Here is a 19339-nt window from a genome sequence, read left to right as displayed (position 1 = left end):
CTCCTTATTTCTTCGACTTCAGTAAATCGAAGATGATTTTGGCATGATCCGTATTATCGACTTGTCCGGCAAACCGTTCTTTCGCTGGACCAAACGCATAGACAGGAACGTCTTCACCCGTATGTCCGCATGTCGTCCAACCGGTGTGCGAACGTTCATTGAAAATGGCTTCGATTGCATTATCGACATCAAGCAGTTTCTTCGATTCCGCAGCACGTGTAACGGACTCGATTTCGTCTTCCGTCAAGGCAAGTTTCTTTTGATCGATATAGGTCGTCAACGTTTTTTTGACATCGGCACCTTCGATGATTTTTGCTGCCATGAAGTCCGGTGTCTTCTTCGCCGCCTTGATCGGCTCGGCGAACCAGTTATAGATACCATCCGCTCCAATCGAGTAACCGCCGGTCGAATGGTCGGCCGTCGCCACGACAAGCGTGTGCTTGTCTTTTTTGGCAAAGGCGATTGCCGCTTTGAAGGCACGTTCGAAGTCTTCCATCTCGCTCATGGCACCGACGATGTCATTGTCATGACCGGCCCAGTCGATTTGACTTCCTTCCACCATCAGGAAGAAGCCTTTTTTGTTTGAATCAAGTCGTTTGATGGCGGAATTCGTCATCTGTTCGAGTGACGGAACGGATGATTCCCGGTCGATGCGTTTCGGCAGACCACCGTCCGCAAACAGACCGAGGACCTGTTTGTTTTTATCCGCCTGCATTTGATCCAGATTCGTGACGTAGCTGTAACCGTCTTTCTTAAACGCTTTCGTCAAATCGGTATCCGGACGGACGAAGTTTGATTTCCCGCCTCCGAGCAGGACGTCGATCTTATGTTTACCGTTGACCCGCTCCTTGAAGTAGTCGTCCGCAATCGCATTCATGTTTTTCCGGTTCTCATCGTGCGCGCCGAATGAAGCCGGTGTCGCGTGTGTAATTTCGGATGTCGCAACAAGTCCCGTCGATTTTCCGCGTTCTTTCGCTGCTTCAAGGACCGTCTTGACCTCTGATTTATCATTGTCGACGGCAATCGCGGCATTATATGTTTTGACACCGGACGACATCGCCGTCGCGGCGGATGCGGAATCCGTGATGTTTTGCTCCGGGTCTTCCGGATAGGTCATCTGTTGTCCGACGAGATATTGATCAAATGCCGTTTTTTCCGCGACCGGCGTCGAAGGATCATTTTTTAAGTACCGGTGGGCTGACGTATACGAGACACCCATCCCGTCCCCGATCAGGAAGATGACATTCCGGATTTCCGGTGATTTTGCATGTTTCGTCTTAGCCTCAGCGTCGTTCATCGAGACCATCGTACTTAAGGAAAGGGTCGACAAGGCAAGAATGGGAATGATTCGTTTTAACTTCATGGATTGTTCCTCCTTCAGGAAAATAAATAAATAGTTTAGTATCGGATCAGATCTACAGGACTAACTTTAGCGGTAGAGTGTAAAACGAACATTTGAGGGATGTAAAGTTTTGTTAAGAATCAAACAGAAAACTTTACGTCGGACAGGAAGGTCGATGAGTAAAAAACAGTCAGAACGGTAATAAGATAAGAAATGGTTTTGAAACATTTTTCAGTGACAGCTCGTAAAGAAAGATAATCAATTTCAAGGAGGAATGACGATGAAGAAGACAAGGTGGATGACAGTCGGTCTCCTCACGGCAACAATTGGGCTGGCAGGGTGTAATGACCAGACGATAGAAGATGGTCAAGGAGAGAACGGATCGAAACAGCTTTCGAATACGGAGTTGCTGAAAAAAGCATCCAGTGCCCAAGAGAACATCAAGTCGTTTCATATGGACAGTGACATGACGTCTGAAATTGGCGGAATGCCGATGAGTCAGAAGGTTTCGGCAGACATTATCCAAAAACCAATGACGATGCATCAGAAAATGACGATGAAAAATGCGGAAGATGGCACTGACGTAGACACAGAATTGTATTTAGTCGATGACAAAATGTATATATCACAAGCTGGGCAATGGTTAGTTCAAGATACGGCAGAACTAGGGGATATGTTGAAAAACATGGAGACATCAGCCTCAACTGAACAAAGTCTGAAGCTGCTTAAAAAATATAAAGATAATTGGACGATGAAAAAAGAGGGCGATGTCTATCAAATTGATGTTGATCTAAAGGGCGATCAACTAAAAGCATTCATGAAGGATTCGCTCGAACAGTCGGGACAACTCGCGCAGATGAAAGATGTCATGGATCAAGTCGATTATAAAAAGATGGAATACTCGATGACGTATGATGCCAAAACGTATTATCCAAAAACACTGGATATGGAAATGGCGTTTGAGATTCAAGAAGGAACAGAATTTACGATGAAAAACGAATCCGTATTCTCGAAATTTAATGAGATCCAGTCGATTGAGTTGCCGAAAGAAGCTAAAAATGCACAGGAATTGCCGAACGGTAATCAATAAAAAAGCTGATTTACCTAAAGAAGCAATCGTCTCCGGGATTACTCCGGACGGATGATTGCTTTTTAATGAGCAATAAAAAAATATAAGAATATAAGGGGACAATCGTCTGCGCAAAAAATTAATCATTGACAGTTATCTGTAAATTCTGAAAAGATAGAAAAGTGCATAGCAAATCGAAGGAGGGGATTGGAATGGGAACATCGTTCAGTGAATGGATTAGCACGGTATCGGATTTCGTCTGGGGTCCACCGTTGCTTATCTTTTTGGTCGGTACGGGGATTTACTTGACGATACGACTTGGATTCATTCAGATCATCAAACTTCCGTATGCCTTGAAACTGGCATTCACGAAACATCAGGACGATACGTCGGAAGGGGATATCAGTCATTTTCAAGCTTTAATGACGGCACTGGCAGCGACGGTCGGTACGGGAAACATCGTCGGAGTTGCGACAGCCGTCGTCCTCGGGGGACCGGGCGCGATTGTCTGGATGTGGTTGTCCGGGTTGTTCGGGATGGCGACGAAGTATGCCGAGGCGATTCTCGCCGTCAAGTACCGTGTTGTCGATGAGAAGGGACAGATGGCCGGGGGGCCGATGTACTATCTCGAGCGGGGATTAAAACAAAAATGGCTCGGTGTGTTGTTTGCTGCGTTTGCATCGCTCGCCGCTTTCGGAATCGGAAACGGTGTGCAGACGAACTCTGTTGCACTCGCAATGAAATCGACGTTTGACGTGCCGTTGTATGTAACGGGGATTGTCCTGATGGTGGCGACGGGGGTTGTCATTCTCGGTGGGGTCAAATCAATCGGGAGAGTCGTCAGTTACTTTGTACCGTTCATGATTTTCTTTTATGTCGGAAGCGGACTCCTCATCATGGTCATGAACTTTGATCTGATTCCGGGAGCACTCGCGACGATTTTCAGCAGTACGTTCTCGAACGAAGCGATTACGGGTGGTGCCATTGGTGCCGCGATTCGTTACGGGGTCGCGCGCGGAGTCTTCTCGAATGAAGCAGGTCTCGGTTCTGCACCGATTGCCGCCGCTGCTGCGAAAACGGATTTCCCGGGACGGCAGGCACTCGTCTCGATGACACAGGTTTTCCTTGATACACTTGTCGTCTGTTCGATGACCGGATTGACGCTTGTCATGGGTGGCCAGCTCGATAAAAAGCTCGAAGGGGTCGAATTGACGACCGCCAGCTTTGAAGTCTTCCTTGGACCGGCCGGGAAGTATATCGTGACGATTGGTCTTGTCATGTTCGCCTTCTCGACCGTCCTCGGATGGTCCTACTACGGAGAAAAATCGATCTATTACCTGTTTGGTCAAAAGTCGATTTTACCGTACCGGGTTCTGTTTGTTCTCGTCGCGGGACTTGGGGCGATGACGACGAACTTGAATATGGTCTGGGCGATTTCCGATGTTTTCAACGGACTGATGGCCATTCCGAACTTGATCGGTTTGATTGGTCTGTCCGGTGTCGTCATTGCGGAAACAAGGCTGTTCCGGGAACAGCTGAAACGGGAGCAAGCTAACCGGCGGGTGTCCTAGAGATCACTTCATCTAAACAAAACCCCGCATTCTCAGTTGGAGAGTGCGGGGTTTTGTATGTTCAAACCGTCCGGTACAGCATGACGGATTCGTATGGTCGTAAGACAAGCTGTCCGGATTTCTCTGAAACATCCGGATAGTTCTGAATCAATACCTGATGATCGAGCCACTCGTCCGGTAACGTGAACGGACGGTCCGTGCCGTAAAAGTTAGACAGGACGAGAACTTGTTCGTCGTCGGTCGTCCGTTCGTACGCCCAAAGTGAGAGATCGTCAGGTGTCAGAAGCCGGTAACTTCCGTTCGTCAAGACGTCATATTGTTTGCGTAGTTGAATCAGCTTTTTGTAATGATAGAAGACCGAGTCCGGGTCGGCGAGGGCCGCTTCGACATTGATCGAGGTATGGTTTTCAGGAACCGGAATCCACGGTGTCGCCGTCGAGAAACCGGCGTGTGGTGAAGCATCCCACTGCATTGGTGTCCGGGCATTATCGCGGGATTTCTGACGGATGGCTGCCAAAATGTCTGCTTCCGTTTCCCCAAGCGCCGCTTTTTCGGTATACGCGTTCAGTGTCTCGACATCCCGGTAATCGGTCAGGTCCGTGAAGTCCGGATTCGGTGTACCGATTTCCTCGCCCTGATAGATGTACGGTGTTCCTTGCAAACCGTGCAACGTCGTCGCGAGCATCTTCGCACTTTCGATCCGGTAGACGGTATCGTCACCGAACCGGCTGACGACACGGGGCTGATCATGATTACACCAGAAAATCGCATTCCAGGCATTTCCCTGCATTCCGACCTGCCAGTCGGAGATAATCCGTTTCAGCTCCAGGAAATCGAACGGCGCCGCCGTCCATTTCTCCCCGTTCGGATAATCGACTTTCAGATGATGGAAGTTGAACGTCATCTTCAGCTCCTGCTCATTCAGATTCGAATAACGGAGGCAATGATCAAGTGTCGTCGATGACATCTCACCGACGGTCATCAAGTCGTGACCGGCAAAGACACGTTGATTCATCTCCTGCAGATAGTCGTGGACACGCGGACCGTCCGTGTAGTGTTTCCGTCCGTCACCGGTCGGGTCATTGGCGAAACTGTCGTCTTTTGAAATCAAGTTGATGACATCGAGCCGGAAACCGCGGACACCTTTATCACGCCAGAAGCACATCATCTGATAGACAGCTTCCCGGAGTGCCGGGTTTTCCCAGTTGAGATCGGCCTGAGTTTCGTCAAACAGATGCAGGTAATATTTGCCGGCCACCTCGTCAAACGACCAGGCAGGTCCGCCGAATTTCGATACCCAATCCGTCGGTTCGTCCCGCCAGATGAAGTAGTCGTGGTAGGGGCTATCCGGATGTCGTCCTTGCCGGAACCACTCGTGATCGGTCGAACAGTGATTGACGACGATATCCATCATGACGGATAACTGGCGTTTACCGGCTTCCGCAATCAATTGATCGAAGTCTGTCATCGTGCCGTAAGACGGATCAATCGCATAATAGTCACTGACGTCATAGCCGTTGTCGCGTTGTGGTGACGCGTAGACCGGTGTCAGCCAAAGATAATCGACGCCGAGCTCTGCCAAGTAATCGAGTTTTGCGGTCACGCCGCGTAAAGTGCCGGTCGGTTTGCCTTCCGGACTGTAAAAACTTTTCGGGTAGATTTGATAGACGGCGGATTTACGCCAGTCAGTTGTCGTAAGGGTCATATCAGGTCACACCTTTCTAAAACTTAAGCTGCCTCTTTGAGTGCCGCTTTGCGGGCACGTTTGGTCGAGACATAATGGAACAGGAACGTACAGACGATCGGAACGATGATCGCGATAACCATTCCGATGATGAACGACAGAATCGATCCCGGAACAATCGAGATGAACGCCGGAAGACCACCGACACCGATGGCCGGTGCGAGTACACCGCTGACCGCAATGAAGGAAGACGCGATCGCTGATCCGACAAGTGCCGCGTAAAACGGATACTTGAACCGGAGATTGACCCCGAACATGGCAGGTTCGGTGATACCGAAGTAAGCCGAGATGGCCGAAGTCGATGCCATGTTTTTATCATTGACGTTTTTCGCAAGGAACAGCATCGCAAGTGTCGCTGACCCTTGGGCGATATTCGAGATGGCAATCATCGGCCAGATGAATGTTGTCCCGCTTTGACCGATCAATTGTAGATCGACCGCGATGAACATATGGTGCATCCCCGTAATGACGAGTGGGGCGTAAAGCGCACCAAACAATAGAGCGCCGAGCAATGGAACAGCTTCAAATGTATTAACGACGCCGATCGTAATCCAGTCCCCGATTTGGCGCGTGAAAGGACCGATGACGGCAAGGGCAAGAAACCCTGTTAACGTAATCGTCGTAATCGGAACGACAAGGAGTTGAATCGCATTTGGAACACGATTTTTCAACCAACGTTCGATTGTACTTAAGACGTAAGCGGCAGCGAGGACAGGTAAAATCTGTCCTTGATAGCCGACTTTTTCGATTTCGAATAAGCCGAGGATATTGAATGTCGGAATGTCGCCTTTGAGGGCACTTTGTCCATAATTCCAGGCATTGAGAAGATCCGGATGGACGAGCATCAGTCCCATGACAATCCCGAGGATTTCACTGCCGCCAAAGCGTTTCGTAGCGGACCAGCCGACCAGGGCCGGCAGGAAGACGAAGGCTGTGTTCGCCATCATGTTGATGAGATCCCATAAGCCCTGCAGGTTCGGATACCGTTCGATCATCGTCTTGCCGCCAAACTCGATGCCGAACAGATTGTTGATTCCCATTAACAGTCCGGCGACGATGATGGCCGGGATGATTGGCATGAAGACATCAGAAAAGACTTTAATCAATTTTTGGAACGGATTCATCTTGGAGGCGCCGGACGATTTAACGTCGGCGATCGTCGTTGCCTGTAAGCCGGTCAATTGAATGAATTCAGCGTACACACGGTCGACGTCACCTGCGCCGATGACGATTTGATAGACACCCGCATTGAGGAAAGCGCCTTTGACGAGCGGGACTTCGAGTAAAGCTTCTTGCTCGACGAGACTTTGATCTTTCAGTGTTAAACGAAGGCGGGTGACACAGTGGGCTGCCTGCTCGACGTTGTCTTTGCCACCGATTCGTTCGATGATTTGTTCTGCAATTTGCCGGTAGTTGGGTTTCATCTCACATTCTCCTTTTGGATTGAACTGAAGACTTCTTTTGAAATGAAAACGTTTTCTTATATGCGCACAATCATCTTAACTTATCTATATAAGTTAAGTCAACAACTTATATAGATAAGTTTGAGAGCGGTTTAATTCCATTAAAAAAGACCGACTCAAAAGCCGGTCCTTTTTAATCATATGATTTTGCAGCTTAACAGTAAGATTGTCGGTAACAGTGTCTTTAGAAAGATTGCAACGCCTCAAAGACGAAATGGGACTGCTTCATATCCAGGTATTGGCATTCATACTCGATCAGCCCATTGTCCAGTTCAATCGCCTGAAGCGGTCGGACGGGAATCGACTGCTGATTTAGAATCAACACCAGTTCAATTCCTTCATGAACCGGCAGATGGAGAGACGAATAGAAGGAGACACTATGCATCGTGCCTTTGGAGACTGCAATGTTTGTCCGACCAACGTGGATATCCTGTCCGTTCAACCGTTGAATCGTAATCGAAGCATCGATTGTCCGGGTGCTGATCGGAGAAGTCATCGCTTCCGTCGCTGCAATTTGCCGCCTACGCATCGCCTGTTCGAAATCTGCTTTTGGCAGGGGTTTACTGAACAGGTAGCCTTGAATAGTCGTACATTCGAGTCCCCGTAGGAAGTGAAGTTGTCCCATCGTCTCGACGCCTTCTGCGACGACATCCATTCCGAATTCCTTGGCCATGAAGAGGACACTCCGGACGACGGATTGCGTTTTTTTATCTTGGACCAACGTCGTCGCGAACTGCCGGTCAATCTTAATCGTGTCGATTGGATACTGTTGCAGATAAGAAATCGACGAGTATCCTTTTCCGAAGTCATCGAGGGCGATCTTGATCCCCATTTGGCTGAGCATCTGAAGCGACTGTTGAATTTTACTGTTATCAAACAGGACATCGGTCTCGAGAATCTCGATTTCAAGCATGCTTGGGGAAACACCGAAGCGTTGGAGTGTCTCCTGGCAGGTCTCGGCAAAGTTTCCGTGAATCAGACGTTTGGGAGAAACATTGATTGAGACCGGAACGATCGGTAAGTCGGCAAGAATCCATTGGTTGATGTTCCGGCATGTTTCTTCGAGCACCCAGTCGGCGATCAGGATATGCATCTCGCTTTCCTCGGACAACGGGATGAAATCGTTTGGCGGAATCCGGCCCCAGTCTGGATGTTGCCAGCGGATCAATGCCTCGGCTCCGACGATCGTTCCGGACCAGGCGTTAACCTTCGGCTGGTACTCGAGGAACAGTTCATTCCGGCGGATAGCTGTCCGGATACTTTTTTGAAGCTGATGACGCCGGTAAGTCTCGATATTGAACGTCGAGGAATAGACGCTGTATTCATTCACACGGGCCCGGCCGAGAGCGATGCTTGCTGCTTTGACAAGGTCTTCCGCCGAATCCGCATCTTCCGGGAACCGGCTGACGCCAATGCCGATGGCCGGATACCATTCGTAGGAATCGATGACGATTTTTTGTTTGGACAATTCAATCAATTGTTCACAAATTTTGTTGATCGAACATTCCGAGACGACGTTCGGGAACAGGACGATGTATTCGTCTCCGTACAGATGACCGAAGTAAGAAGCGCCGGGCAGTTGGTGCAGTAACTGGGTCGCCGTTTTAGACAGCCATTTATCGCCGATTGCATAACCAAAATCATGATTGATGTCCTGGAGCGTATTGTAACTGACAGTCAAGACACTGAACGTCGGATACGTCTTGATCCATTGAGCGATTTTCTCGAGGACGAGCGTCCGGTTCGGCAGACCGGTCACGCGGTCATGCATGGCCAGCTGAAAGATTTTCTCTTCTTGCTGTTTTAACCGGGTGATGTCCTGAATGACACTTTGAAAGGCGGAAACGATACCTTTTGGGTTGCAGATCGGCGTCCGGTTTTCTAACACCCAGTACAATATTCCATCGTGTTGGATCCGGTACGAGAGTTCGATTTCATGGTTGGCGAGGATACGCTGATGACTCGCTTCGACTTTCGAACGGTCTTCTTCCAAAATCAAATCCGTTTCCCAGATTCCTTCCGTGCCTTCATAGTGGTGAAGGATGCCGGCAAAAATCTTCTCGAAGCCGCGTGTATGGAAGATGATTGTCTTTTCCGTAAAATCGTAACGGTAGATGGCACTGGTCGAGACTTGTTGGAACGTCAGTAACTTTTCCTTTTCATCATGAAGTTGTTTATCAAGCAATTTATGCTCGGACAAGTTGTAGATGACGCATGTCAGTTCCGCTTGTTCGTCCGCACCGGTCTGACGGAAGGCGCACCGGCAAAAGACATCCTGAAAGCCATGTTGCGGATGAATGACACGGGTTTCAATATCGAGCGAAGGAAGAAGACGGTTGCCTTTCAGCAAATCGAGAAATTCCCGGAACTCCTGCTGATGAGCGGGATCAATCCGTTGAAACAGTTCCTGTTTGGAAAGCGTCTTAATCTGGTCCGGCGAAACACCAAACAGTTCGGCGAATGAATCGGACGCACGTAACAAACAGCCGTCTTCGTTAAAAGCGGCAATGGCGATACCGGGAAGCGTCTCGACCAATTGTTGATCGAACTGAACCGCATCCATCTGCTGTTTCATGATACGACTTGTCGTCAAATCACGGATGATTCCGTAAGCCCCGACAATCAAATTGTTTGAAAAAATCGGGATGTTGACAATCTGCATCTCAAGATACTGTCCGTTGACGTGGCGGACGCGGATTGCGTAAGTCTCGCTGCTCCCGGACATGACTTTTTGAAAATGTTGCAGCGTCGTTTCCTGATCCTCCGGATGAACAAAAAAACTGAAGTGGTTCATTAAATCCTGTCCTGTATATCCGAGCAGGGAAGAGGTTTTATCGTTCAGACGTGTCACACGTCCGGTCGGGTCAAGGGTGAAGATCGCATCTGGATGGTTTTCCATGAAATGTTCGTCGATGACGGAGACATCCTGCCCGCGTTTTAGTAAAGTATGTAGTCCTTTCTTAAATGGCACAGGTAAAACCTCCAGTTAAAAAATATATGGAAAAACCTAAAAAATGGTTTCTTTTTTTATAATATAACATTCAAATGGAAGAGTGAACGATTCCTTTTAAAAAAAAGAGAGAACGGAATTTAAATCCGTTCTCCCATGGTTCTGTTCAAAAGCATATTGCTTTTTGCTTAACGGCGTGCGATATCCGTGAATTGAAACTTATCCAGCCGGTGACGCGACTGCGTCCGTTCGAAATGCTGTCCCTCATAAAAATACGTGTCATTCGTAATGACAATGACGTGGGAGGTGCCTTCGAGGTCAAGATACTGTTGATCTTCTACCGTCGCCGGTTGGGCTTCGATTTTTCGTTTCGCATAACTGATCTGCCGTCCGAGTGTCTGTTCGATGTACGCATAGATCGACGCGCCGGCAATTTCTTTCGTCAGACCGGGGACGAGAGACGTCACGAACAGATTGATATCAAAGATGACCCGTTCCCCGTCAATCGTCCGGACCCGTTTGACCTGCGTTAGTGATGTGCCGGGAACGACATGAAACAAATGTGCCAGTTCCTCGGTTGCTTCAATCAGGTCACAGGAGATGACATCCGTCGTGACGTCGTGTCCAGTCATTTGCCGGTTGGCTTCCGAAAAGCTGACGATGCCGTTGAATTGAAAGGCAATCGCGTCCTGGCTGAGCACGAAGACGCCTTTACCCTGGTGTTTACGGACGAAGCCTTTGTCCTGCAAGGCATCAATTGCTTTTCGGACCGTTCCGCGACTGGCACCAAATTCCTGCATCAGTTCCGTTTCGGAAGGGAGTTTTGTTTCGGCCGGTAACGTTCCATCCTGGATCCGGTCGACCAATTGTTGATAAATCTGAAGATATTTGGGCATGATCGATTCCGTCCTTTTTTACAAGTGTTGGGGATAGTGTAGCACGGAATTAACGTTTCCACCCAATCATCCGGCGATAGGAACTGAAAGCGGGCCAGGCGAGAATCGCGACGGCAAGCCAGTAGAGAAATTGATTTTCAGACGAGATGATGCCGATGATGGCAGCCAGTAAAATGGTCGTATAGACAGAAAAGATGATGATCAACAACGGATGAATCTTCGGGAAAACCGTGAAACGACCAAGACGTTCGTTTTCGCTTTTGACATAAAGTAGACTGCCGCAACTGATTAAGATGACCAGTAAGACCAGGTTGAATATCAAAGCGCTGATCAACTGTTCGTCCTGGAACAACAAGGTGAACGGGGAAGCCGTCGTTGTCAGGAAATCAAACGACGAATTTCCCTCTTCTGCGAGACCGAATCCGAGCGTCGTGATGGCAACGACCGCAAAAAAGGTCAGGTAGTTTAAAAACAGGAAGAACAGACCGAGCAGCAACTGCCCGATGATATCACCGGCAATCGTTCCCGCGAGCAAAAAGATGCTGAAGACGACGAGGTCGAACAGGAAATAGGACACGAAGTCGAGTGCCAGGTCGGACAATTTGACATAGTCAAAAGGATTGATTCCGCCGATTCCTTGTAAAATCAGCCAGCTGAAGAAGAAACCGATGATCGGCAGAATCAGCAGGACGGCGACACCAAGACTCCACTTGATCCAGTAGAGCGTTTTTTTATTGACCGGCAGTGCATGAAGCATTAAACTCCGACCACTTCCACGTTCTTTACCGAGGAGCAGGATTGCGAAAACAGCGATTAAAATCGCGCCGAACCCGGCAAAACTCGGACTGACGAGAACGGATTGGATGATTTCGGACTCTGCTCCGCCGTATGTACCGAAGTTATCGATGACCGTATAACTGCCGAAGCCGTAACTGAAAACGGCGAGCAGGAACAACGAGGCGAGCGGCCAGATGCCCTGTTTGATGTGATAACGGATCAGTTGTTTATACATGTTGATCGCCTCCGAACGTTCCTAAAAAGTAATCTTCGAGTTGGATAGGTAAGGCATCTTTCAATAACGGATTCGTCTTGTCGACGTAAGCAGCGCCGGTCTCCGAACGGACGATCAGCGTGACGACCCGTCCGGTTTGGGACAGGACGTGGACGTCGTGGTGTTGGAATTCCGGAACGGTCTCATAGGCGAGCTGCCATTTCTGCATACTCGATTTCGCATCTTCGAGTGTTTGCGGTTCTTTGACGAGATGTTGTTCGATCGTCATGATCCGGTCGGCCAGTGAATCGAGTTCCTCCAACTGATGTGACGCGATCAGGACGGCGGTTTGACGTTCGGCAAGCAGGGTCACGAGCTGTTTTAAGTAATTCCGTTTATTGATCCGGTCCAGTCCGTCCGTCGGTTCGTCAAGTAACAGGACCGGTGCATTCGTCGCAAACGCCAGCTGCAGTAAAAACAGTTGGGCCTGACCTTTAGAGAGCGAAGTGACACGCCGTCCGCGATCGAGGTTCAAGGACCGGCAGTAGTTTTCGATGAAGGTCCGTTCAAAATTCGGATAAAAGGCATTATAAAAGCCGATCAGTTCTCCGAGTGTCATCTGACGGTAGACCCCGAGCGAATCCGGGACTAAAAACAGATGCTGCCGTGCTGCCGGAACGTGATGGATCGACTGTTGGTTCCATTCGACTTTTCCGCGCGACGGCTCCAGTGCTCCGACGAGTGTCTTCATTAATGTCGTCTTCCCGGCACCGTTTCGTCCGATCAGTGCCGTGATTGTTCCGGCCGGTAACGTGAACGAGGCATTTTCGTAAATCATTTTGGAATCAATCTGTTTGGTCAGGTGAGACACGGTCAACATGATGAATCCTCCCTTGTTTGAATAAGTAGTTGATACAGATCGGCACTGGATATCGATAATTCATCGGCTACAGCGCACAGTGTCTGCACATGCGGCTGAATCGCGGCCTGTTTGACCCGTTCAATCGGCAGGTCGGAAATGAACGACCCTTTGCCGCGCATCGTGACGATGAAGTTCTGACTTTCGAGTTCCTGATAGGCACGGGAAACGGTATTCGGATTGACGAGTAACGTGCTCGCCAGTTCGCGGACGGACGGCATCTGTTCGCCGGACCGAAGCAATCCACGGGCAATCGCACGGATGATTTGGGCGACCAGCTGCTCATAAATCGGCAACGAACTTTTAGGGTCAACCGTAAACATTCGATGACCTCCTTAAGTGTATTAATTCAATTAGTACACTAATTATAGGGAATTCTATCCAGTCCGTCAATAGGTGAGGAATTAAGAAGGAACACTTCTAAAAGGAAGAAATGTTTCTTCAGCGTAACGTATCTTTAAATATTTGCTATACTGACGACAGAAGAATCATCAGGAAGGATGACCGAAAATGTTAGAGCGATTAAGTGCGTTAGAGGACCGCTACGAAAAATTAAATGACCTGCTGGCGGATCCAGCCATCATTAAAGATACGAATCAATTGCGTGAGGTGTCGAAGGAGCAGTCGCAACTGGCACCGACTGTCGAAGTGTACCGTGTCTACCGCGACAAGATGGAGGCGTATCAGGAAGCGCGTCAGATGCTGACCGACCCGGAGATGCGCGATCTTGCCAAAGAAGAAGTCGCCGTGCTGGAACCGGAGATCAAGGAACTCGAGACGAAGCTGAAAGCACTGCTCCTGCCGAAAGATCCGAACGACGACAAAAACGTCATCGTCGAAATCCGCGGCGCGGCAGGCGGCGACGAAGCGGCGTTATTTGCCGGTGACCTCTTTAAGATGTACTCGAAGTTTGCCGAAAAACAGAACTGGAAAATCGAGATCATCGATGCCAGTTATACGGAGCTCGGCGGCTACAAGGAAATCATCTTCATCGTCAAAGGAACGGGAGCCTACTCGAAACTGAAATACGAGAATGGCGCCCACCGCGTCCAGCGTGTTCCGTCAACGGAGTCAGGCGGACGGATTCATACGTCAACGGCGACCGTCGCCGTCTTGCCGGAAGCGGAAGATGTCGAGGTCGAGATTCATGACAAGGATGTCCGTGTCGATACATTCACGTCGAGCGGACCGGGCGGGCAATCGGTCAATACGACCCAGTCGGCGGTTCGCGTGACGCACGTCCCGACCGGCATCGTCGCCAGCTGTCAGGATGAGAAGTCACAAATCAAAAATAAAGAAAAAGCGATGAAGGTATTACGGGCCCGTGTTTACGACAAGATTCAACGCGAGCAGCAGGCCGAGTACGATGAAAAACGGAAATCGGCGGTCGGCACGGGTGACCGGTCGGAGCGGATCCGGACGTATAACTTCGCCCAAAACCGTGTCACCGACCACCGGATCGGTCTGACGATTCAAAAACTCGACCGGATTCTCCAAGGCGAGATGGATGAAGTCATCGATACCCTCGTGATGGAGTACCAGGCCCGGGCATCGGAGGCGGCGAACTGATGCGGATCGCAAAACGTCTCAATCAGGCACAAACGATGCTCGTGACGGCAGGACGCGAGGCCTCGAGTGCCGAATGGTTACTTATGCATGTTTTACAGGTCGACCGGACCGGATTGTTGATCCGCTTGTCGGACGAACTCGAGCCGGAACAGGACCTGTTGTTCAGCGAATATTTATTGGCGCATTTAAATGGTGTCCCGGTCCAGCATTTGATCGGCTACCAGCCGTTTTACGGACGGGATTTCCGTGTGTCGCCGGCCGTTCTCATTCCGCGCCCGGAGACGGAGGAATTGATTGAATTCATGACGGGACGCCTGCAGGGCGAAACGTTCCAACCGGGGGAAATCGTCGATATCGGTACCGGCAGCGGAGCGATTTGTCTGACGCTTGCGCTTGAACTCGGACAACCGGTCACGACGGTCGATATTTCACCGGAAGCCATTGCGGTGGCCAAAGAAAATCAACAGACGCTTGGAGGAGAGGTCACCTTTTTGGAAGGTGATTTACTGGCACCGCTTGCTGACCATTCGGTCCGAGTGTTAGTCTCAAATCCCCCTTATATTGAAGAAGATGAATTGCTCAGTGACGTCGTGTTTGATCATGAACCGCATCTTGCTTTATTTGGCGGAAAAGACGGACTTGTGTTCTACCGCCGCCTGATAGAAGACAGCGCGCGTGTCTTACGCGATGATTTTCGTTTGATTGCGTTCGAAATCGGACACAATCAGGGGCAAGAAGTGCAAATGATGTTAAAAAAACGTTATCCAACTGTAGAAACGGGTATTTTAAAAGATATAAACGGTAAAGACCGTATCGTGTATGCGGAACGAAAGGATTGTCCAGAGTGAAGACGGAAATGATTCAGCAAAAGACATTAAATGAAGCGGTACGACTATTACAGGAAGGTGAGGTCGTCGCGATTCCGACGGAGACCGTCTATGGTCTTGCGGGAGATGCGACGAGCGAAACGGCCGTTCGGCGAATTTTCGCCGCGAAGGGTCGACCTTCCGACAATCCGTTGATTGTCCATGTCGCATCCGTCGAACAGGCAAAGCAGTTCGTCACTCATATTCCGGATGTCGCGGCGCAATTGATGGATACGTTTTGGCCGGGTGCCTTGACGATCATTTTAGAATCAAACGGGCGCGCATCCTCACTCGTCACCGCAGGACTGGATACGATCGGATTACGGATGCCGGACCATCCGCTGGCGCTTCAGTTGATTGAAGCAACCGGACTGGGTCTGGCAGCACCAAGTGCCAACCGTTCCGGAAAACCCTCACCGACGTCATCTGCGCACGTCGCACATGACCTCTCGGGCCGCATCGCCGCAATCGTCGATGGTGGGGAGACCGGAATTGGTGTGGAATCGACGGTCATCGACTGTACCACGAATCCACCGGTGATTTTACGACCGGGCGGCGTGACGCGGGAACAGATCGAATCGGTCATCGGGGACACGGCACTTGATCCTGCCTTATCGATGAAGGATCAGACACCGAAGGCACCAGGGATGAAGTACACGCACTATGCACCGGAAGCCACTTTATCCGTTGTTGCGGGCGACCTCTCATTCCTGCAGCAACTCATCGATGAAGCACGCCAAAATGGACAAAAGACAGGCGTCATTCTCTTTGACGGAGAAGACATCGAAGCCGATGTCCGTTGTTTCCTCGGAACGACGATGGAGACAGCTGCGCAACGTCTTTACGATTGTTTACGGCGATTTGATCAGACGACAGTAGATCAGATTTTTGTACGGGACCTATCAGAAGAAGGGGTTGGGCTAGCAGTCCGGAATCGGCTCCACAAGGCAGCAGGTGGTCGGATCATTCGCCCGTAAAGAAGGAGGATACTGAGATGAGCACACGTCGTGTATTGTTTATCTGTACAGGAAACACATGCCGCAGCCCGATGGCGATGGCATTATTACGCTCAAAAGTGGCCGACCAGGAATTCGATGTCCGCTCCGCCGGTCTGCGTTCGATGCAAGGGTTTGATGCTTCCGAAAACGCATTACAGGTCTTACGGGAGCGCGGAATCGAACTCGAGCACTATACGCAGGTCTTTGACGACGTCCTCGGGCGTTGGTCGGATATCATCCTGACGATGACACGCAGTCATAAACAGGAAGTCGGCGAACGGTACCCGGAACTGAAAGACCGGACGTTTACGCTGTACGAGTATGTGACCGGTCTGGAACGGGATATCAACGATCCGTACGGCGGATCGATGAACGTCTATCGCCAGGTCCGGAATGAACTCGAACCCCTCGTCAACCGTCTTGTGTTAAAATTGACGCAGAACGGAAACGGAAGAAAAGCACCGGACAACCGGAAACTTCCGAAAAAACAACCTAAACAAACGGGGGAATAGTCACGATGAAAGTAGCAATTGGAGCAGACCATGGTGGTTTTAAGTTAAAAGCAGAACTGAATGAACTCTTACAGGAGCTCGGAATTGATTATACGGACTTCGGCACGTATTCATCCGAATCAATCGATTATCCGGACGTCGCGATTCCGGTCGCGGAAGCAGTTGCGAACGGTGAATTCGACCGCGGGATTTTAATTTGCGGGACCGGCATCGGAATCGGAATCGCGGCGAACAAAGTCAAAGGCATCCGCGCGGCGCTCGTCCATGATACGTTTAGCGCAAAAGCGACACGTCAGCATAACAACTCGAACATCCTGACGATGGGCGAACGTGTCATCGGACCGGGCCTTGCGCGTGACATCGCGAAAATCTGGCTCGAGACGGAATTCGAAGGCGGACGTCACGAAAACCGTGTCTGCAAAATCTCAGATTATGAGGTGAAGTAAATGGATTTGGAACAAATCAAACAGGATCTCGAAGCCTCGTTGACGGAATTGAATGAACGTTTCCCGTTAAAAGGAAAGTTGCTTGTCATCGGCTGTTCGACAAGTGAAGTCATCGGGAAACAAATCGGGAAAGCGGGTTCACCCGAAGTCGCAGAAGCGTTGTTCGATGTCTTTGATACGTTCCGCCGTTCGCATCAGGTCGATCTGGCGTTTCAAGGCTGTGAGCACATCAACCGTGCTTTGACTTTGGAGCGGCAGATCGTCGAACGGCTCGGTCTCGAAGCCGTGACGGTTGTCCCGGTTCCGGAAGCCGGCGGTTCGATGGCGAGCGTCGCGTATCAGCGTTTTTCGGCACCGGTCGTCGTCGAAGCGATCCAGGCCGATGCCGGCATCGATATCGGCGATACGTTCATCGGGATGCACTTGAAACATGTTGCGATTCCCGTCCGTCTGCCGCACCGCGAAATCGGTGAGGCACATGTGACGGCTGCCGTGACGCGACCGAAACTGATTGGTGGCGCACGCGCTAAATACGAATGATTTGCGCAAGGGGTTGCACTCCCCTTGCTTTTTTAATGGATTTTTAGAGGGTGCCCGCAAGAGATTATTCGTGTTAAGATAGGTTTATCGAAATGAATGGGGGAATTCAGATGGAACAAACACCACTAACGTATCTGAAACAGCAAGATGAGGAACTCTTTTCGGCTATGCGCAAGGAACTAGGACGTCAACGCGATAACATCGAGTTGATTGCGTCAGAAAACTTTGTCTCACAAGCGGTCATGGAAGCTCAAGGCAGCGTGCTGACGAACAAATACGCAGAAGGTTACCCGGGTCGTCGTTATTACGGCGGTTGTGAGTTCGTCGATTTAGCAGAAAACTTGGCACGTGACCGTGCGAAGGCCATCTTTGGAGCAGAACACGTCAATGTTCAGCCACACTCAGGTGCCCAGGCCAACATGGCAGTCTACTTCACGATTCTCAATCAAGGCGACACGGTCCTCGGGATGAACCTCTCCCATGGTGGTCACTTGACACACGGCAGTCCTGTGAATTTCTCCGGTGTTCAATACAACTTCGTCGAGTACGGCGTCGATCCAGAAACAGAGATGATCGATTATGATGTCGTCGCGAAGCTTGCGGAAGAACACAAACCAAAACTGATCGTTGCGGGAGCATCGGCTTATCCGCGCGTGATTGACTTCAAACGATTCCGTGAAATCGCGGACAGTGTCGGTGCCTACTTGATGGTCGACATGGCCCACATCGCGGGACTCGTTGCAGCAGGTCTGCACCCGAACCCGGTCGAACATGCCCACTTCGTCACAACGACGACGCACAAGACGCTTCGCGGACCGCGCGGTGGAATGATTCTTTGTAAGGAAGAGCATGCCAAAGCGATCGATAAATCGATTTTCCCGGGTATTCAAGGCGGACCGCTTATGCACGTCATCGCAGCGAAAGCCGTTGCCTTTGCGGAAGCATTAGCACCTGAATTCAAAGATTACATCGAGCAAGTCGTAGCGAATGCGAAAGTCCTCGGTGAAGAATTGACGGCACGCGGACTGCGGATTGTCTCCGGCGGTACCGACAACCACTTGTTGCTCGTCGACCTGCAGCCGCTCGGCATCACAGGGAAACTGGCAGAGCATGCGCTGGACGAAGCCGGTATCACGGTCAACAAAAACACGATTCCATTTGACCCGGCAAGCCCGTTCGTCACGAGCGGAATCCGGATCGGAACAGCAGCGATGACATCACGTGGTTTCAAAGAAGCCGAGATGAAACAAATCGCAGAACTGATCGAACTCGTTCTGAAGAATCCGGAAGATCAAGAAACACTGACAAGTGCCCATAAGCAAGTCTTGGCTTTGACAGGCCGTTTCCCGCTTTACCCGGAACGCGGTTAAGAGTTACCCGTAAGAGCACCACCTCGACCTTTTCGATTGATGAGAAGTGTGGGGTGGTTTTTTGATGATCTGTAGGCAGAACAAAAAGGATGT

The 19339-nt window shown here is 50.2% G+C and carries 17 protein-coding genes; 9 read left to right on the top strand and 8 right to left on the bottom strand.

Going from position 1 to position 19339, the window contains the following annotated elements; all coding sequences use genetic code 11:
* Positions 1-4 precede the first annotated feature (4 nt).
* Positions 5-1363 (bottom strand): alkaline phosphatase, encoded by a 1359-nt coding sequence (locus N7U64_RS07130; RefSeq protein ID WP_318929049.1) that lies wholly within the window; start codon positions 1361-1363, stop codon positions 5-7.
* Between the two features lie 259 nt (positions 1364-1622).
* On the opposite strand from N7U64_RS07130, the gene N7U64_RS07125 reads away from it, so the two are divergent.
* The gene (locus N7U64_RS07125) at positions 1623-2432 is read left to right on the top strand and encodes a DUF6612 family protein (protein WP_318929046.1); all 810 of its coding nucleotides are present in this window, start codon (positions 1623-1625) and stop codon (positions 2430-2432) included.
* 191 nt (positions 2433-2623) lie between these two features.
* The gene (locus N7U64_RS07120) at positions 2624-3982 is read left to right on the top strand and encodes a sodium:alanine symporter family protein (protein WP_318929045.1); all 1359 of its coding nucleotides are present in this window, start codon (positions 2624-2626) and stop codon (positions 3980-3982) included.
* A 61-nt stretch (positions 3983-4043) separates the two neighbouring features.
* Here N7U64_RS07120 and treC read toward each other — a convergent pair whose 3' ends face one another.
* The 7 genes from treC to N7U64_RS07085 form a co-directional block, all read right to left on the bottom strand.
* Positions 4044-5687 (bottom strand): alpha,alpha-phosphotrehalase, encoded by a 1644-nt coding sequence (treC, locus tag N7U64_RS07115; RefSeq protein WP_318929044.1) that lies wholly within the window; start codon positions 5685-5687, stop codon positions 4044-4046.
* A 23-nt stretch (positions 5688-5710) separates the two neighbouring features.
* The gene (gene treP / locus N7U64_RS07110; RefSeq protein ID WP_318929042.1) at positions 5711-7150 is read right to left on the bottom strand and encodes a PTS system trehalose-specific EIIBC component; all 1440 of its coding nucleotides are present in this window, start codon (positions 7148-7150) and stop codon (positions 5711-5713) included.
* A gap of 223 nt (positions 7151-7373) precedes the next feature.
* The gene (locus tag N7U64_RS07105) at positions 7374-10160 is read right to left on the bottom strand and encodes an EAL domain-containing protein (protein ID WP_318929040.1); all 2787 of its coding nucleotides are present in this window, start codon (positions 10158-10160) and stop codon (positions 7374-7376) included.
* A gap of 167 nt (positions 10161-10327) precedes the next feature.
* The gene (gene treR / locus N7U64_RS07100; RefSeq protein WP_413230429.1) at positions 10328-11038 is read right to left on the bottom strand and encodes a trehalose operon repressor; all 711 of its coding nucleotides are present in this window, start codon (positions 11036-11038) and stop codon (positions 10328-10330) included.
* Between the two features lie 46 nt (positions 11039-11084).
* Positions 11085-12047, bottom strand: a complete 963-nt coding sequence (locus N7U64_RS07095) for a hypothetical protein (RefSeq protein WP_318929038.1) — start codon at positions 12045-12047, stop codon at positions 11085-11087.
* Positions 12040-12906, bottom strand: a complete 867-nt coding sequence (locus N7U64_RS07090) for an ABC transporter ATP-binding protein (RefSeq protein ID WP_318929036.1) — start codon at positions 12904-12906, stop codon at positions 12040-12042. The genes N7U64_RS07095 and N7U64_RS07090 overlap by 8 nt, the downstream gene beginning before the upstream one ends.
* Positions 12900-13268, bottom strand: coding sequence for a GntR family transcriptional regulator (locus N7U64_RS07085; protein WP_318929034.1), 369 nt, complete (start codon positions 13266-13268; stop codon positions 12900-12902). Before N7U64_RS07085 ends, N7U64_RS07090 begins: the two co-directional genes overlap by 7 nt.
* A 187-nt stretch (positions 13269-13455) precedes the next feature.
* Between N7U64_RS07085 and prfA the strand changes: the two genes are divergently transcribed.
* The 7 genes from prfA to glyA all read left to right on the top strand — a co-directional run bounded on the left by prfA (position 13456) and on the right by glyA (position 19246).
* Entirely contained in the window at positions 13456-14514 is a 1059-nt protein-coding gene (gene prfA / locus N7U64_RS07080) for a peptide chain release factor 1 (RefSeq protein ID WP_214765406.1), read from the top strand.
* On the top strand, positions 14514-15362 hold the full coding sequence (gene prmC / locus N7U64_RS07075; RefSeq protein ID WP_318929030.1) for a peptide chain release factor N(5)-glutamine methyltransferase: 849 nt from the start codon (positions 14514-14516) through the stop codon (positions 15360-15362). The genes prfA and prmC overlap by 1 nt, the downstream gene beginning before the upstream one ends.
* Positions 15359-16357, top strand: a complete 999-nt coding sequence (locus tag N7U64_RS07070; protein ID WP_318929028.1) for an L-threonylcarbamoyladenylate synthase — start codon at positions 15359-15361, stop codon at positions 16355-16357. Before prmC ends, N7U64_RS07070 begins: the two co-directional genes overlap by 4 nt.
* A gap of 17 nt (positions 16358-16374) precedes the next feature.
* A complete protein-coding gene (locus N7U64_RS07065; RefSeq protein ID WP_012371560.1) occupies positions 16375-16890 on the top strand; it encodes a low molecular weight protein arginine phosphatase in 516 nt (171 codons plus the stop codon).
* Between the two features lie 5 nt (positions 16891-16895).
* Positions 16896-17336, top strand: a complete 441-nt coding sequence (gene rpiB / locus N7U64_RS07060; protein ID WP_012371559.1) for a ribose 5-phosphate isomerase B — start codon at positions 16896-16898, stop codon at positions 17334-17336.
* Positions 17337-17876 (top strand): TIGR01440 family protein, encoded by a 540-nt coding sequence (locus N7U64_RS07055; RefSeq protein ID WP_012371558.1) that lies wholly within the window; start codon positions 17337-17339, stop codon positions 17874-17876. It begins immediately after the preceding gene.
* A 110-nt stretch (positions 17877-17986) separates the two neighbouring features.
* Positions 17987-19246 carry a serine hydroxymethyltransferase gene (gene glyA, locus N7U64_RS07050; RefSeq protein WP_290828410.1) on the top strand — a complete coding sequence of 420 codons (1260 nt, stop codon included), beginning with the start codon at positions 17987-17989 and terminating at the stop codon, positions 19244-19246.
* Positions 19247-19339 lie beyond the last annotated feature (93 nt).

The organism is Exiguobacterium sp. K1 (genome assembly GCF_033721435.1).
Taxonomy (GTDB): Bacteria; Bacillota; Bacilli; order Exiguobacteriales; family Exiguobacteriaceae; genus Exiguobacterium_A; species Exiguobacterium_A artemiae.
This window is presented reverse-complemented; position numbering and strand designations above follow the sequence as displayed.